The organism is Brevundimonas sp., assembly GCF_016463485.1.
Classification (GTDB): domain Bacteria; phylum Pseudomonadota; class Alphaproteobacteria; order Caulobacterales; family Caulobacteraceae; genus Brevundimonas.
This window is the reverse complement of sequence record NZ_JAEMRD010000006.1, coordinates 47558-62628: the sequence shown is the minus strand read 5'-3', so window position 1 is coordinate 62628 and position 15071 is coordinate 47558. Positions and strand designations below refer to the sequence as shown.

Annotated in this window: 13 protein-coding genes and 1 pseudogene; 10 read left to right on the top strand and 4 right to left on the bottom strand. The window is 62.9% G+C overall.

From position 1 onward, the window contains the following. The first annotated feature begins 305 nt into the window (after positions 1–305). Together JHC99_RS02375 and JHC99_RS02370 are read left to right on the top strand one after the other, a co-directional pair. A complete protein-coding gene (locus JHC99_RS02375; protein WP_292151862.1) occupies positions 306–1559 on the top strand; it encodes a site-specific integrase in 1254 nt (417 codons plus the stop codon). Positions 1560–1562: 3 nt separating this feature from the next. Beyond that, positions 1563–2105, top strand: a complete 543-nt coding sequence (locus JHC99_RS02370) for a hypothetical protein (protein ID WP_292151861.1) — start codon at positions 1563–1565, stop codon at positions 2103–2105. 414 nt (positions 2106–2519) lie between these two features. On the opposite strand, the gene JHC99_RS02365 is transcribed toward JHC99_RS02370, so the two are convergent. The 3 genes from JHC99_RS02365 to JHC99_RS02355 all read right to left on the bottom strand — a co-directional run bounded on the left by JHC99_RS02365 (position 2520) and on the right by JHC99_RS02355 (position 4560). Beyond that, a complete protein-coding gene (locus JHC99_RS02365) occupies positions 2520–3221 on the bottom strand; it encodes a hypothetical protein (RefSeq protein ID WP_292151860.1) in 702 nt (233 codons plus the stop codon). Positions 3222–3986: 765 nt separating this feature from the next. Beyond that, positions 3987–4274 carry an AlpA family transcriptional regulator gene (locus JHC99_RS02360; RefSeq protein WP_292151859.1) on the bottom strand — a complete coding sequence of 96 codons (288 nt, stop codon included), beginning with the start codon at positions 4272–4274 and terminating at the stop codon, positions 3987–3989. A gap of 91 nt (positions 4275–4365) precedes the next feature. Continuing rightward, a complete protein-coding gene (locus JHC99_RS02355) occupies positions 4366–4560 on the bottom strand; it encodes a hypothetical protein (protein ID WP_292151858.1) in 195 nt (64 codons plus the stop codon). A gap of 120 nt (positions 4561–4680) precedes the next feature. Here JHC99_RS02355 and JHC99_RS02350 point away from each other — a divergent pair, with 120 nt between their 5' ends. Further along, positions 4681–5148, top strand: a complete 468-nt coding sequence (locus tag JHC99_RS02350) for a MucR family transcriptional regulator (RefSeq protein WP_292151857.1) — start codon at positions 4681–4683, stop codon at positions 5146–5148. A gap of 30 nt (positions 5149–5178) precedes the next feature. Here the strand turns inward: JHC99_RS02350 and JHC99_RS02345 are convergent, their stop codons facing one another. Continuing rightward, a complete protein-coding gene (locus JHC99_RS02345) occupies positions 5179–5463 on the bottom strand; it encodes a hypothetical protein (RefSeq protein WP_292151856.1) in 285 nt (94 codons plus the stop codon). 218 nt (positions 5464–5681) lie between these two features. Between JHC99_RS02345 and JHC99_RS02340 the strand changes: the two are divergent. From JHC99_RS02340 to JHC99_RS02310, 7 genes and pseudogenes are all read left to right on the top strand, one after another. Then, positions 5682–5933 (top strand): annotated as a pseudogene (locus tag JHC99_RS02340) (hypothetical protein); the annotation flags it as partial. A gap of 264 nt (positions 5934–6197) precedes the next feature. After that, the gene (locus tag JHC99_RS02335; protein WP_292151855.1) at positions 6198–8288 is read left to right on the top strand and encodes a ParB/RepB/Spo0J family partition protein; all 2091 of its coding nucleotides are present in this window, start codon (positions 6198–6200) and stop codon (positions 8286–8288) included. 151 nt (positions 8289–8439) lie between these two features. Then, a complete protein-coding gene (locus JHC99_RS02330) occupies positions 8440–8916 on the top strand; it encodes a thermonuclease family protein (protein WP_292151854.1) in 477 nt (158 codons plus the stop codon). A gap of 61 nt (positions 8917–8977) precedes the next feature. After that, positions 8978–9889 (top strand): HEPN domain-containing protein, encoded by a 912-nt coding sequence (locus JHC99_RS02325; protein WP_292151853.1) that lies wholly within the window; start codon positions 8978–8980, stop codon positions 9887–9889. A 49-nt stretch (positions 9890–9938) separates the two neighbouring features. Continuing rightward, a complete protein-coding gene (locus JHC99_RS02320) occupies positions 9939–10592 on the top strand; it encodes a hypothetical protein (RefSeq protein WP_292151852.1) in 654 nt (217 codons plus the stop codon). A 105-nt stretch (positions 10593–10697) separates the two neighbouring features. Further along, positions 10698–13079, top strand: a complete 2382-nt coding sequence (locus tag JHC99_RS02315; protein ID WP_292151851.1) for a sensor histidine kinase — start codon at positions 10698–10700, stop codon at positions 13077–13079. Beyond that, entirely contained in the window at positions 13076–15067 is a 1992-nt protein-coding gene (locus JHC99_RS02310) for a hypothetical protein (protein ID WP_292151850.1), read from the top strand. The genes JHC99_RS02315 and JHC99_RS02310 overlap by 4 nt, the downstream gene beginning before the upstream one ends. Positions 15068–15071: the final 4 nt, after the last annotated feature.

The following is a 15071-nucleotide window of genomic DNA, read 5'->3' as shown; positions in this document are numbered from 1 at the left end:
ATCGAGTGGGAATAATTCAGGGCTCTCGCTACCTTTCGGTATCGCTTCCGGATCGTTTTATAAGTACCTGACAACATTGTGAATTCTGACGAGACCCTTCGAGATCATTCGGAGGGTCTTTTTTCGTTTTAACGGCCTCAATGACGGCACCGCCTGACGTTGATCTCGTCGATCCCGGCCCATACCGTCATGGGCAGGTCGAGGATGCTGACGGTATCGATTCCGCCCAAGTCACGGAAAAGGCGAGACAATCACCTCTCAAAATCGACCAAAATCGGTCTCGGCTTTAGAGAGGGTGAAATACCGTGCTTACAGACGCTGCGCTCAAGAATTTACGTCCCAGAACAAAGCCTTACAAGAGTACCGACAGAGACGGCATGTACGCCTACGTGTCGCCCGGCGGTGCGATCTCGTTCCGTTACGATTATCGCTTCAACGGACGTCGTGAGACCGTGACCCTCGGCCGCTACGGGCGTGGAGGTCTTAGCCTCGCCCAAGCCCGTGAACGGCTCTTCGATATCAAGCGGACGATCGCAGAAGGCGCATCGCCGGCCATCGAGAAACAGCGCGCCAAACGTCGGCTTCAGGAGTCGCGCAGCTTCGAGCATGTGGCTCAAGCCTGGATGGACAAGGCGCCAATGGCCGACAGTACACGCAACATGCGTCGGTCGATCTTCAACCGGGAGGTCCTGCCGAAATGGCAAACGCGCCTTCTCTCGGAAATCACGCCCGACGACCTGCGCGCTCACTGCAAGACCATCGTGGATCGCGGGGCGCCCGCGACTGCAATTCACGTCCGTGACATCGTCAAGCAGATCTACGGCTGGGCCATTTTGCACGGCGAGAAGATCGACAATCCGGCTGACGGCGTCGGACCAGCTTCAATCGCGACGTTCCGGCCTCGGGACCGCAGCCTCTCGCCTTCCGAGATCAGGATCATGCTTGGGCTCCTCGGTGAGGTGGCGACGCTTCCGACCATCCGACTTGGCCTCAAGTTCGTGCTGCTCAGCATGGTGCGAAAGAGCGAGCTTCAGGACGGAACCTGGGACGAAGTCGATTTCGACAACGCAGTCTGGTCGATCCCGAAGGCGCGCATGAAGCGGTCGCGGCCGCACAACGTCTACCTGTCGACCCAGATGTTCGACATCCTGATCGCGCTGAAGACCTGCGCGGGCAACTCGAAATACATCCTGCCGTCGCGCTACGACGCTGATGCGCCGATGTCCAAGGCGACGTTCAACCGGGTGACTACAGCCATCGCCGACCGCGCCGCGGCCCGCGAGCTGGCGCTCGAGCCCTTCACGGTCCACGACCTGCGGCGCACGGCCTCGACCTTGCTGCACGAAATGAGCTTCAACTCCGACTGGATCGAGAAAGGCCTGGCCCACGAGGAGCGTTCGTCGCGTGGCGTCTACAATAAGGCCGAGTTCGAAATGCAGAGGCGGCACATGGCCCAGGAATGGTCAAACGCCGTCGAGGCCTGGGAAGAGGGGAAAGCCTATTCGCCGGTGCTCGCTGTCCCCGAGGGCGCGGGCCCCCGGTTCGATCCGAGGTTCTAGCCCTTGGCTGGCTCTCCCTATTTTCCGCCTCTGGAGATCGCGGGGGAGATACTCGCGTTCGACCATCTCGAGCCCTTCGTGCTCGAGATGGTCACCCAGTCACGCCCAAACGGCGTGAAGATCGATGTCCGGTTCAGTAATCACTGCTTCAGTGAGGCGTTCGACGCGGCGCGGCACGGGGACGACAGGGTTCAGGTCTGGGATGGCCCGCGCCAGCGTGTCTTCTGCCCGATCCGCTACGGTCTGTCCCTGGCCCTTCCACACATCATGGACGGCCTGCCGACAGCCCACATCTACCAGACCCCTGAGGCAAATTTCCTGCGTATCGGCGCCCGCTCGGACGGTGGGGCAGGGGATTACAGGGTCTTCTTCCGGGTGCGGCGAAACGCGGAGGCGGGCGTCGATTTGAGGCTGTTCGTCGAGAGCGCCTACAGCCCCGAACCTGGACAAGCCTTGGCCATCGCGCACATGAGCAAGGTCCGTTTCTCAGTCCTCATCGACAAGACGTTGAAGGGCGAGAAGCTGAAGTTTCACGGCAAAAGATAAGGGCGCCCGGAGGCGCCCCTATCAAAAGTCACTCGGTAGCCGCTTGAGGACCGAAATCCCTGTCTCGCTCACGCGTGGACCTCTGACGAGGCGGGTGAGGCTGTTTCAACCGATCTGGCCTCGCGGAGCAACATAGGGCGAAGAGGGGCGGAAATCAACGATGGCTCACAAGGCGCCTCTCACCAGCCCCCGCAGTCGCCGTTGGCTCTATGTCGCCCAACTGCTCACGGATTCCGCCGACAGTATCCGTCCAGAGTTTCTTGCATTCGGCGTAGCCGCGGCTGTCGCCTGGGTTGAGGGTCGCACAGCGAAGCTTTTCGGTCTTAGACGCCTTTGCTGCGGAGGGATTTGCGAGGAGGCAGTCACGAACGCAAGATGCCGGGCCAAAGCACGGTCTGTGACATCTCTCTCGTTTCACCGGCTGCCCATCTTCGCCTTGGTCGGCAGGCGGACGTGGGCGAACATCTCATCGGCCAGTTCATTCATCGCGCCCTCGTCGAACCAATAATGCTCGTCAGGATGTCTCGGCGCGTCATCTTCGGGGCCTGGCGCTACTGCGTCGACATGAAACTGCAGAGCGCTCAGGCCGGCGGGCGACAGGGGGTCAAGCGCCTGAAGATCATCACGTGCCGCGCCGAGCCACTGGCTCATGGCGGATGGGAGGGGGCTATTGCGGCTTTCCAGCGTATCCAGAAAGGCACGCAATCGCGCCGCCTCCTCCCACTGCGCGGCAAGCGCTCGGACCACCGCAGGCCGACGTCGCCTCTCCTGCTCTTTGAATACGCGGCGAGCCGTGTGTCGTTGGGCGATTTCGACCTCTCGCTGGTAGGCGTCGCATCGCGCCTCATTGGCTGCTTTTTCCTCCACCAGTCGTTCGAGCCGCAGAGTGAAACGGTCCACTTGGCTCTCCAGCAGCTTTCCCGGCCGCTCGGACCAGCGGCGTTCACCGCCCCAATCCCTTACGCGAATGACGAGAATCAGCCGGCCGGATGGCGACCACACCTGCCGCCATTGAACGATATCTTTGCGGTAGCCCTCATCCTTTCGCGTCAATCGCTCGCTTGTTCGATGGTTGGCCTCGTAGACGCCGAACGTAATCGCCTCGCCCTTGATCACCAGTCTTCCGCACTCTACGCGATGGCCTCGCGCCTCGCCCGCCTCGTATAGGTTGCTCTCGATCTGCAGAGCGCGCCGATCCAAAGTGGCTGCCTCATTCCACGTGGACGGGCCTAGCCGGGCCACCACGATCGGATGAAGGTTTGCAGGCATGGAGGGGGGCAAGGTGGGTTTTGTTTGGGTCATGACCTTCCGATAATCAAAGCCTGCGACCAACGTGGCGTGCTGCCTTGGACGAAACCGAAAACTATTCGGCGCTAGCTCCACGGCCGGTTAGTCCGCTTCGCCAGAAGCAGACGTTCTGAGAGTTTGCTATGGCTGGGAAGCTGACGCCCGCGAGCTTTGATCGAGCTAAAGAGAGTCGCTATTTCTGCTCGACCTTCTATGGTGACCAGATCGTGAACCACTCTTTTGGGCGTTCGCGGCTGTGAGAGATCGGCACCGCACGCCGAACACTTCCGCCTTTCGGCAATGGGAGTGGTCTCATGACCTTCGTTTGCTACGTCGAAACGTCCAACCAGACGGTCCCTCACATGGAGCCGATCATGGCCTCGTCACGCGATGACGCTCTCCGCGAGGCTCAACGCATTTTGGATCTCCACTTCGGCGGCTTAGCGGTTGAAGTCTACGAAGGGGACACGCTGGTGGGCTCGTTTTTGAGAGGCCAGTCCGTCCGCTGACGTAACAGGCGTCGCCGCGTCGCACTGAGTCCCGATCTACAGGGAGGGCGAAGGTGCCTAACTCAACGATTGGCCAAACTATCCATCAGAGCGCCGAACATGTATCATTGGTTCTCGTGCGGACAGGTCGTGTACGGCGCAGTCGGACATTCGGTGCCTTGGCTGGAGTAATCGGGGACCTTCTGCGTTGTTCGAGCCAGGCCTCGACCTCCGCCAGACTCCAAACCACGCAACGGGGCGTCAGCAGGAAGCGGCGGGGAAACTCGCCCCTCTGTTCCATCTCCCAGATGGTGCTGTCGGCCAACGGGACCATCTGTCGAAGCTCAGGCTTCTTGATGGTTCGTGGCAGGAACGGCGCGCTGAGTTGAGCCATCGGATCACTCCCTTGTTACGACTCAAGGGAATCCGAAAGCAGGCGAGGGCGAAAGCCGCAGGCGACCTTGGGTGATCTTGCGACCGTGCGGTTACGGATGGCGGGGCTGAAAGGCGCGGCCCTGATCGCCGATCACGACCCAGCCCGCATTCGTCGGCCGATAGCCGCCTTTTGGACCGGGTTCTGCAAGGCCGAAGACGGCGAGCTCTCGCCCGCGGCTCGGGTTTGCGGATCGAGCCGGATCAACGAGGTTCATCAGGGCGTCAAAGCGTTCGGCGTCGGTCATGCCTCGTCTATGAGGCCCTCGACAATGTCTTCAAGGAAATAGATGGCGGGTTGGCCAGTTCGAGCCATCCGTCGCCGTTTGGTCACAAGCATCGAACTGATCTATGGCTTGGTTTCACCGATGGAGATCCCCGTGGCGACTGCAGACAATGACGGCCTTCTGGAAATGACCGTCGGGATCGTCGCGAACTACGTCGCCGCCAACCGGATCGACCCGGCAGCTCTGCCCGACCTGATTCAGAGTGTTCACACCAGTCTTGAAAGGCTGGGCGAGCAGGCTGAGCCGGACCCCGCCGACGTCCCCCAGCGCCTCAGTGCTTCGCAAATCCGCAAGCTCGTGACTCCTGCCGGCATCATCAGCCTGATCACCCAGAAGCCGTTCAAATCCATGAAGCGGCACATCACGACACACGGCTACACGCCCGAAAGCTACCGAGAGCATTTCGGTCTCCCGGCGGATTTCCCAATGGTTCACCCGGACTACGCCGCCGCCCGGTCGGCGCTCGCCAAGTCCATGGGCCTGGGTCAGGGCGGTCGTCAGGCCAAGAAATCGCGCCCAGTCAAGCTTGCGCGCAAGGCCAAGGCTTAGCCGGCGCAAGCAGGGTCACCGACCTGCGATCTAGTTCAAGGCCGACCGAGGGACATCGGGCAGCGGGAAGTCGATTAGACTTTCGACCATTGCATCGATTTCGGCGTGGAGCTCGGCCAGGTCGGCATCGGGGAAGCGATCGCGGGCCGCCTCATGCCAAGCCTCCTTCAGGACCGCGGTGCTTTCGTCGGGGTTCAGGTCGTTGAGATAGATCAGGCCGCGCTCGGCCAAGAGACGTTTGGCGACGATACCGGCACGCTCCAACAGGTCAGCCATAATGGCGTCTTCGTTCTCGGTCGCGTGATCGTGGGACACAAGCCTCTCCCCGGAGCGTCATAACGACAGGGCGACCTTGGCGGGCCTAGCCGATCTAAACAAGCGTGGGTTGCGGCTTCCGGTGCGTTGCGGAGATTAAGCCAGGCAATCTCCGCATATCTTGCGGAGATTAGCGGATGGCGGCGCCCGGCTGCACGGCAACAGCATGAACGTGTCCCTACGCATTGGGGGAGCAGGATGAGGGGCTACGGCTTCCTCAGCGCTACGGGATCTACAATCCCTACACCGGACGCGGCGTCATCGCCGGCCTTCTGCCCCACGGTCCGCACAGCGTCCGCGACGTCCTGGCGACCCATGTCCTGAAGGTGACCGGCTCCTACGAGCAGGCCAGCTACGCCATCCAGGACACGCCGAAGACCGTGGCAAGCCACTACGGTCGCTTCCTGCCTCAGGACAAGGCGGCTCTGGCCGCCAAGGTTCTCAACCAGGTCTGGGACGTCGCCGCCTGACGGCAATCCACAGGAAGTGAAGCGCTAAGGGCTCCGCCCTCGCGCAGGCCAGGGTGAAGCGGCTGCGCCGCCGGACCGGCCGGTCTCCCCCACCTTCCGCGCCGGCAAGGATCATTACGATCTCATGGGCGTCACGCTTGTGCAGGTCGGGCGATCCCCCTCCGGCCGGCCCCCCTGGCCTTTGCTACCCCGCTCTCGCCGAGGGGCAGGGTTTCAGGCGCGCAGTTCGCGTGCCTGCAACCCATGCCCAAAGGAGGCAGAGACATGACTGCTCAATCCATCGAAACGACCCCGACCGGCGCCGCGAGTGCGGCGCCCCCTGCGATTGGCGCTGTGGCTGTAGCTGTGGCGGAGCCGACACACGGTGCGGAGATCACCGTGCCGCTGAACAGGCTCAAGGCCTCGCCCAAGAATGCGAGGAAGACGCCGCATGCGGCGGCGACCATCGAGGCCTTCGCGGCCTCCATCAAGGCCAAGGGGGTGTTGCAGCCGCCCGTGGTCGAGATCGAGCGCAAGGAGGACGGGACTCCAACCGGGAACTACCTCGTCACCATCGGGGAGGGGCGCCGTCAGGGGCTTCGGCTCCTGGCCAAGAGGAAGTCGATCAAGAAGACCCATCCGGTGCGCGTCATCCTCGACACCGAGAACGACGCCCATGAGATCAGCCTCGACGAAAACATCACCCGCGAGGCCATGCACCCGGCGGACCAGTTCGAGGCGTTCAACCGGCTCGCCGTGGAGAAGGGCTATGGGCCGGAGGAAATCGGCGCCCGGTTCGGCGTGTCGGCCCATGTGGTGCGCCAGCGTCTGCGGCTGGCGTCGGTCGCGCCCGAGCTGATCGAGACCTATCGAGCGGGCGGGCTGACCATGGACCAGTTGATGGGCTTCGCAGTCAGCGAGGATCAAGAGCGCCAGCGTCAGGTGTTCGAGCGGATCGGTCCGCATTCGCCGGGTTACGCTATCCGGCGCGCCATGACCGAGGCCAAGGCGCCGATGGATGACCGCCGTGTGCGGTTCGTGGGGCTGGAAGCTTATGAGGCGGCGGGCGGCGTGGTGCTACGCGACCTGTTCACCGAGGACGGCGCGGGGTGGCTGGAAGACGTCGGCCTGCTCGACCGGCTGGTTCTGGACAGGCTGGAGGCGCTCGCCGAGGAGGTCCGCGAGCGGGAGGGCTGGAAATGGGCGAGCGCCCATTTCGACTTCCCCTATGGCGAGACCTACAGCCGGGTCTATGCCGAGGCGGTCGAACGATCCGAGGCGGCGGCGAACGCCATCGTCGCTCTGTCGGAGGAATACGACCAACTGGTCATCGAGATCGAGGACGCCGAGGAACCGTCGCCCGAGCGGGACGCGCGTCTGGAGGAGATCGACGCGGCCCTTCAGGCCTACGGCCCTGACTTCGCCTATTCGGCGGATGAGTTGGCCCGGTCGGGCGTGATCGTCACCCTCGGCTATGACGGCCTCGCCCGCTTCGAACGCGGTCTGGTCCGACCCGAGGACATGCCGGTCGAGACGTCTCCCGAAGCACTAGAGGCTGACGCGGGGGTGGAAGGCGACACCCACGGCGGCGAACTCGCGGGGGAGGGCGCGGTCCGTGGTGAAGAGCCAGAGGCCGATGAGGGGCTGGCACCCCTGTCCGAGCGTCTGGTCATCGACCTGACGGCCCACCGCACGGCAGGTCTGCGCGATGCGCTGGCGCAGGACGCGACCCTGTGCCTGACGGTCGTGGTTCACGCCATGGCCTTGCAGGCCTTCTACCCCGGCCATGCGGTGTCCTCGCCCTTGCAGCTTCGGCTCGGCTTCATGGGACTGGAGCGGTTGGCGCCGGGGGTGGACGATAGCCCGGCGATGCGGCGGATCAATGCGCGGGGGTCGGCATGGATCAAGCGGCTGCCGTCGAGTGCGGATGACCTCTGGTCGGCGCTGGTCGCCTTGCCCGGCTCGGACCTGCTCGACCTTATGGCCCACTGTGCGTCGGCGGCGATCAACGCCGTGCGCGATCCGCATGACCGGCGTCCCGCCGCGTGGGCTCAGGCCGAGGTGCTGGCCACGGCGGTTGGACTGGATATGACCACCACCTGGACCGCCACCGCCGCCAGCTACTTCTCCCGCGTCGCCAAGGCGAGGATGCTGGAGGCCGTTGAAGAGGCCGTCGGCAAGGCGGACGCCGACCGGATCGCCGGGTTCAAGAAGGCCGACATGGCCGAGGCGGCGGAACGGCTGGTCGAAGGCAAGGGCTGGCTTCCCGCCCTGCTGAGAACCGTCCCGCCGGTGGCGAAGCCGGATGATGTCGGGGAGGAGGAGGCGCCCGCTCTGACGCCCGACGACGACGCCTATTCGTTCGCGGCGGAGTAGGGTCCGGAGACAGGCTGCGCGTCCTTGAGGGCGCGCGGCCTGTTCGGTCTGCTTTGGGGCTAGTGGTGGCTCGGGGGCTCGCGCCGCCTTCGGCGCCGCTCGCGGAAACACAGGGGCGATCCTCGGCAGCTCTGCGGTATGAAGGTTGTCCATGCGTGTCCTGATTCCCGTTCTGGTCTGCCTCGTTGCCTGCGCTCCGGCGCCGCCCACGGTGGTCGGCCGCGCCTCAATGATCGATGGCGACACCTTCGAAATCCACGACCAGCGCATCCGGCTCTGGGGCGTGGACGCGCCTGAGGGCCGACAGTCCTGCGACGACGCGCAGGTTAAGGCCTATGCCTGCGGTCGAGTGGCGGCCAACCGGCTCGACCAGCATATTCAAGGCCGCCCTGTCTCCTGTTTCGAGGAGGACATCGACCGCTACGGACGATTGGTCGCCCGCTGTGAAGTCGGCGGCGAGGATATCGGCGCGTGGACGGTGCGACAGGGACACGCGGTCCGCTATGCCCGCTACGCCGGGACCGCCTATGTCGTCGAGGAGGCCGTCGCGAGGGGCGGCCGCGCGGGCGTTTGGGCCGGACGCTTCACCGAACCCGAGACCTGGCGCCGCGAGCGCCGAGGCGGATGAGCGACCGGTCGAGCCTATGGGCGCTTGCAGTCGGACGCCCCATCGGAGAGACTCGACGACGATGAAGAAGACCCTCGATCATCTGCCGCTGCGCAAGCAGTCCGAGCTGCGTCACGTCGTTGATGTGATCCGGGCCTCTTTCGAGGAGGCGATCTCGACGCGTCGGGCCGCGCGCCTGAAGAACGGCAAGATACTCAAGATCATCCTCTATGGCTCCTACGCCCGCGGCGACTGGGTGCATGACCCTGTGGGCCGGTATTTCTCGGACTTCGACCTGCTGGTCGTGGTGGACCACGAGGACCTCACCGACGGCGAGTTCTGGTTCGACGCAGAGAACCGAACAATGCCGGGCGAGGGCGAAATCCGCACGCCCGTCAGCATCATCGTTCACAGTCTGGAGGACGTGAACGAACAACTGGACCGAGGTCGATACTTCTTCGCGGACATCGTTCGTGACGGTGTGCTGCTCTACGACACGCCCGGCGTGAAACTGCACCAGCCGGCGGACCTCAAGGCCGAAGTCGCGCTCGCCGAGGCGGAAGGGTTCTTCCGCGATTGGATGGCGAGCTCAGCGAGCTTTACGAAAGTCGCCGCCTTCTGCATGGCCACTGACGAGCCTAAACTCGCAGCGTTCAACCTCCATCAAGCCAGTGAGCATCTGTATCACTGCGTTCTGTTGGTCGTGACGTTGTACAGCGGAAAGGCTCACAACCTCGCATTCCTGCGCAAGAAGGCTGAGGCGATCGACACCCGGTTCGAGGAAGCCTGGCCGAGAGAGACCAAGTTTGAACGCCGCTGCTTCGAATTGCTACGCGAGGCCTACGTCAAGGCGCGGTACTCAAAGCACTACAAGATCAGTGCCGAAGAGCTGGTATGGTTGACCGAACGGGTCGGCGTTTTGCGTGAGATCGTAGAGCGGATTTGCCAAGAGCGCCTGGCCGCGCTGAAGACCGATGCATCCATCGCAGGCTGATCCACCCGAGAACTCCACGCCGTCTTGCCTGATTTGCGGACGAACCGACATGGCCGCCTCGCACCTCCTGCCGAAATCGATGATCGGGCGGGTCAGGGGCCTGGCGAAGAGCGTCCTGGTACTGAAGCCGGACGACCGGCGGCCGCGGATATCCCAGTCCGGCGAGATCAGCAGACGCATCCTTTGTCACGAGCATGAGCACGCCACGGAACGCTTCGATGACGCGGCGGCGCGCTTCGTCCGGTCCGTTGGCTCATCGCCTCGTCTAGCGGGAAACGGATTTTCAGTCGCCAACCCTCGTGGAAGAGACCTCGTCCTCTTCATCCATGCGGTGCTGTGGCGCCACTGGGCGGCCGATCCGAAACGTGTGGAGGTGGTAACCGATCAAACGTTTGCTGTGGTCGAAGCTGCCTTGTTTCGGGGTGGCGCGCCGTGCCCGACGATGGTCATCCGCACGTCTCGTCAACGGGCCGGCGCCCCAATGCTCGTCAGTGTTCTGCCGAGCCCCTGCACCCTGGAATCGAACCAAGCCTACCGGTTCGAGGTGGAGGGCTTTTCCTTTTATCTGAACGCCGAGCCCGGCGCCCGGTCGCCGTTCTGGGCCGCGTTCAGTGCCGGCGCGGACCCTGCCACGGTACTGGATGCGGATCTGGGTGACCTCGCCGACGACCCGTCGATACGGCGCTTTTTGACGGGCATCTAGCCTTTGCGCCATGGCGACTCGATGGGGGTCCCAACACCTGTCTTGGTTTGTCTGGCGGACGCGGATAACCTTGTCGCACCACGCGCGCTTCAAGGATTCCATCAATTGTTTCGAATAACGGCGCGAACCGTCCTTGAGCTTGGGTCCGAGCTCATCAGCTCCGACATCATCGCTTTCTACGAGCTCATCAAGAACGGTTTCGACGCCGGGACGAAGGATGGCGTCGAGGTCTATTTCGACATTGTCATGGTCAAAGCGACCGGTCAGCGGTTCGCCAAACTTGCAGGAAAGATCGATTCCGCCCTGGCGTCAGCCAACAGGGATTTGGCCGATCTCAAGGAGAGGATCGACGAGGAGATCCTCGACAGCGCGTCCGACGACGCGCGGAATGGATTCCGGCGGCTCATCGAGCGCGCCGCGACGGCCGACGAACTCGCCGATGCCGTCGCCGAAGGCATGCGTCGCTTCAACACCATCACGGTGAAAGACACCGGCGACGGGATGACGGAGAAGGACTTGGAGGACAATTTCCTCGTCATCGGCACCGGCTCGCGCAAGAAGGCGATTGATGCAGCGCTTTTGTCAGGCGCGAGCAAGACGCCGTACCTGGGCGAGAAGGGGATAGGGCGCCTGTCTGCCATGCGGCTTGGCGAGCGACTCCGTGTGGAGACGGCGAAGACGCAAGAACAGCATCTGAACCTGCTCGATATCAACTGGAGAAGCTTCAACACTGTCGATGCCATGCTCGACGAGATCGACGTCAAGCCGACTGTCGGAGGGGCCAAGCCGACTGCGTCTTGGTCCGGTACCACGATCATCATCAGTGATCTCACGGAAAACTGGTCGCAATCGCGCGTGACCGAGATGGGAGATCAGGATTTTTCGCGCCTGACGGACCCCTTTGAGGATTCCGGCGCGCGTCCCCGCATCGCTCTCTTCTGGAACGGCGACCGGTTGCCCGTTCGCGCTATGCCGAGCGATCTTCTCGACGCTGCGCATGCCCATGTAAGCGGCACCTACACCATCGTAGACGGAGAGCCGAAGCTCGAAATCACGACCGACATCGTCGACTTGGGCTTTCCGCATCCCAGAGAGACTCGAACTATCACGCTCAATCGAGGCGATCTCGAAGGCGCGATCCTCGGTAAGGACGATCACATTGACGACGATGCGCTCGTCAATGTCGGCCCTTTCACGTTCGAAGCGCACTGGTTCAACCGTCGCCGACTGCCACTGAAAGACGCCACGGGGGAGAAACTCTCTATCCGGGAGGAACAGGAGCGATGGTCGGGCATCTTCGTCTTCCGCGATCTCTTTCGGGTCTTCCCCTATGGCGAGGAGGAAGACGACTGGCTCGAGCTCGACCGCCGCGCCCTGCGTCGCTCGGGTTACACGCTCAATCGGACCCAGTTCATCGGCCGGACCCGGATCTCAAGGGTCGGAAACCCGGCCCTTCTCGACCAGACCAACCGGGAAGGTCTGCGGGTCACACCCGAGCAGCAGGTCCTCCTCTTGGTCATGCGATACGCCGTCCAGGACTCTCTTGGGTGGGCGATCGGTGATGTGGAGAAACAGTACAAAGCTCAAAAGATCGATCTTGGCGACGCTCAAAAGCAGATAGCGGGCCTCGAAGATCGGGCCAGGACCGCGCTGACGCGTATTCGGAAGTTGAGCCCCCCTGACGCTGAAACTGCGATCGCGGATATCCAGCAGACGCTCCGAGAATTCTCGCAGTTCGCGGCCCAGGCGCGAGAGAGGATCGCGCAGGTCGAGCAGGAAGGCCGCCAGATGGTCGAGATGGCAGGCGTGGGTCTCATGGTGGAGGTAGTGGCCCACGAACTGGCGCGGTCTACGGAAAACGCGCTCAAGGCCTTGGAAAAGCTCAAAGGCGACGATGTGCCGGTACGCCTGAGGGGCCAGTTCGCAACCCTTCGGGCCGAGATGAAAAGCATCAACAAGAGGGTCCGCGTGTTGGACCCCATGAGCGTTTCCGGGCGGCAACGCACGGAACTGTTCAGTCTCGACGAAATCGTTAAGGACGCCGTGGAGGCGCACGCATCGCAATTCGAGCGTCACCGGATTCGTGCGATCATCAACCTGCCCGAGCGACCGGTACGCGTACGTGCTGTCAAAGGCATGATCGTTCAGATCCTGGAGAACTTGATCTCGAACTCAGTCTATTGGCTCGATATCCGGGGCAAGCGCGAGACGTTTGATCGTGAAATCCGCATCAGCGTCAGCGGCGGTCCGCCGACATTGATCTTCGAGGACAACGGGAGAGGCGTCGCGATCGAGAACCGCGATGCGATCTTCCAACTCTTCTTCTCGCTGCGTGACACCAAGCGGAGGCGTGGCTTGGGTTTGTTCATCGCCCGCGAAGCGGCCGAGCATCACGGCGGAAGCCTCAGCCTCGAAGAGGAGCCGGATCCCGAAACCCGGCGCCTCCACCGCTTTGTCCTGGAACTGCCGCAGGACCTCCAGCAATGAGCTTGAATGAGCTGCTGGAAGCAAAGCAACTTCGACGCGCACTGATTGTCGATGACGCCTGCGACCCCGTTCCAACCGCTTCAGACATCGGGGCGGGGGCCGGCGAGTGGGCAGTTTTCGGAGATGACTGGGGTCCCCACAGGAAGGTGATCGCCGACGCTTTCGGGTCGCTCGATGGGGTGAGGCTCGACGAGCTGAAGTCTCGGGATGGGTTTGTCGCCGCTCTATGGGGGCTGCGCGAAGAGCTTCCGAAGCTTCTGGAGCCCCTTTTCGCCGCCTATGTGTCCGCCCAGGCCGCAGACACCCATTACGTCGAGTTGGCCAAGGCGCAGCTTGAAGCGCTCGGTCTGGAAGTGGTCTTGGCCGGTCGTGAGTTCTCAGATCCCTTGCAGGGCGCCGATATCGTTCTCATCGATCTCTTCCTCGGCAACGCCCAGGACGACGCCGCGATTACGACATCCAAATCGGCGCTGAAGGCGGCGCTCGACGCGCGAGGCTTGCCGCATCCGCTCGTCATCCTGATGTCTCGCAGCGCCGCCCTTGAAGATCGCCGCGACGAGTTCAGAGACGAGGTCGGGCTGCTCGACAGCGGGTTTCGCATCATCCGCAAAGACGACCTCGAGGCAGGCGAACGGCTCGAGCAGCAACTTCAGAGATTAGCCGCTCACGTCGAGGATACACGAAAGCTCGGGGCCTTCGTGGCCGCACTCGATGCCGGTTTGACCCAAGCCGCAGGACGGACCCTGGCGCAATTCCGGCGCCTCAAGCTGTCGGACGTAGGACAGATCCAGCAGCTACTGCTTGAAGTGGAGGGCGAGCCCATCGGCAGCTATCTTGTCGATGTCTTCGACAGGGTGCTCGCCCATGAGATTGAAGGCGAGGCCGGTATCATCGATGCGGCGCGGGCTCTCAACTCATTTTCTGCCGCAGACTATCCAGCCCCCTATATCGCGGGGTCTCCCGAACTGCAGGGCCTCGTCGCCAAGACCCTGACGCAACACACGGAACGCCTTCGGCTCCCGTCGTCCGAGCAGGGATTGGTGTCGTTCGGTGACGTCATCCGCCTAGAAGACGCTGCCGGCGTTGAAGCAGCGAAGCGCGACCTGCTGGTCGATCTAGAACCCGATAGCGTCCTGCTCGTCCTCACGCCGGCCTGCGACCTCCAACGAGATGCGGCGCCACGGGTGTTGATGCTGGTCGGGAAGATCCGCCAGTTCGGTGTCAAGGATTGGACCTATCGCAACGATGCTCGCACCTCGGTCATCACCATTGAGGGGGAAAGGCGTTGGATAAGCTGGAATGACAAACACGTCGAAACCGTCTCCTGGGCGCAGCTCGAGACCGCGTCCCAGAATGGCGTGTTGCGAACGGTGTCCCGCCTGCGAGAGGGTCACGCCATAGAAATACAGCAGAAGGTCCTGGCCGGTCTCGGGCGCGTCGGCCTTGTGGCGGCTATGCCTGCGACCTTCGAGGTGGATGTTGCGGCCTATTATCTGGGCGCCGATAAGCGTCCGATAGAGATCCAGGTTGGAGGCCTGGCGGACGGTGCTGTCTGTTTCGTCGGGCGGGACGCCCAGCAAAATCAGCTCTTGCGTCTGGCGATGACGGAGCCGGCCGTGGACGATCTGCAGGCCGCCCTTCGGAACGTCGGCGAACAGGCGGTGGCGCAGGAGTGTCGTGGAGCCTATCGCCACGTTGTCGGGACCACGGACCTGACGACCGTTTTGACCCGCGGGCTTCCACTGAAGAATGTCGCTGAAAAGTGGTCCAGGATTGACGCCGTGACGGGCCCGGAAGCTGCAAAAGTCATCATTGGCTTGATCGCCTGGAACAAGCCGGAACCAAGCCTGGCTCTCGAACGCGGTGACTGGGGCAAGGCGGGGTTCTTGCTTCATCTGACAGACCGACCTGAAGGCGAAAGCGCCGGGCGAACCGATGCGGTCCGTCACGGTTTGGTCGCGCCTCCGGACGGTGACGGGGTTGCCTGACCCG

Excerpts from the sequence above, each read along its gene's own strand:
- JHC99_RS02330 (WP_292151854.1), top strand. The coding sequence starts at position 8,440 with ATGCGTGTCCTGATTCCCGTTCTGGTCTGCCTCGTTGCCTGCGCTCCG.
- JHC99_RS02360 (WP_292151859.1), bottom strand. The coding sequence starts at position 4,274 with ATGGCTCAACTCAGCGCGCCGTTCCTGCCACGAACCATCAAGAAGCCT.
- JHC99_RS02325 (WP_292151853.1), top strand. The coding sequence starts at position 8,978 with ATGAAGAAGACCCTCGATCATCTGCCGCTGCGCAAGCAGTCCGAGCTG.
- JHC99_RS02310 (WP_292151850.1), top strand. The coding sequence starts at position 13,076 with ATGAGCTTGAATGAGCTGCTGGAAGCAAAGCAACTTCGACGCGCACTG.
- JHC99_RS02320 (WP_292151852.1), top strand. The coding sequence starts at position 9,939 with ATGGCCGCCTCGCACCTCCTGCCGAAATCGATGATCGGGCGGGTCAGG.
- JHC99_RS02335 (WP_292151855.1), top strand. The coding sequence starts at position 6,198 with ATGACTGCTCAATCCATCGAAACGACCCCGACCGGCGCCGCGAGTGCG.
- JHC99_RS02350 (WP_292151857.1), top strand. The coding sequence starts at position 4,681 with ATGGAGATCCCCGTGGCGACTGCAGACAATGACGGCCTTCTGGAAATG.
- JHC99_RS02355 (WP_292151858.1), bottom strand. The coding sequence starts at position 4,560 with ATGACCGACGCCGAACGCTTTGACGCCCTGATGAACCTCGTTGATCCG.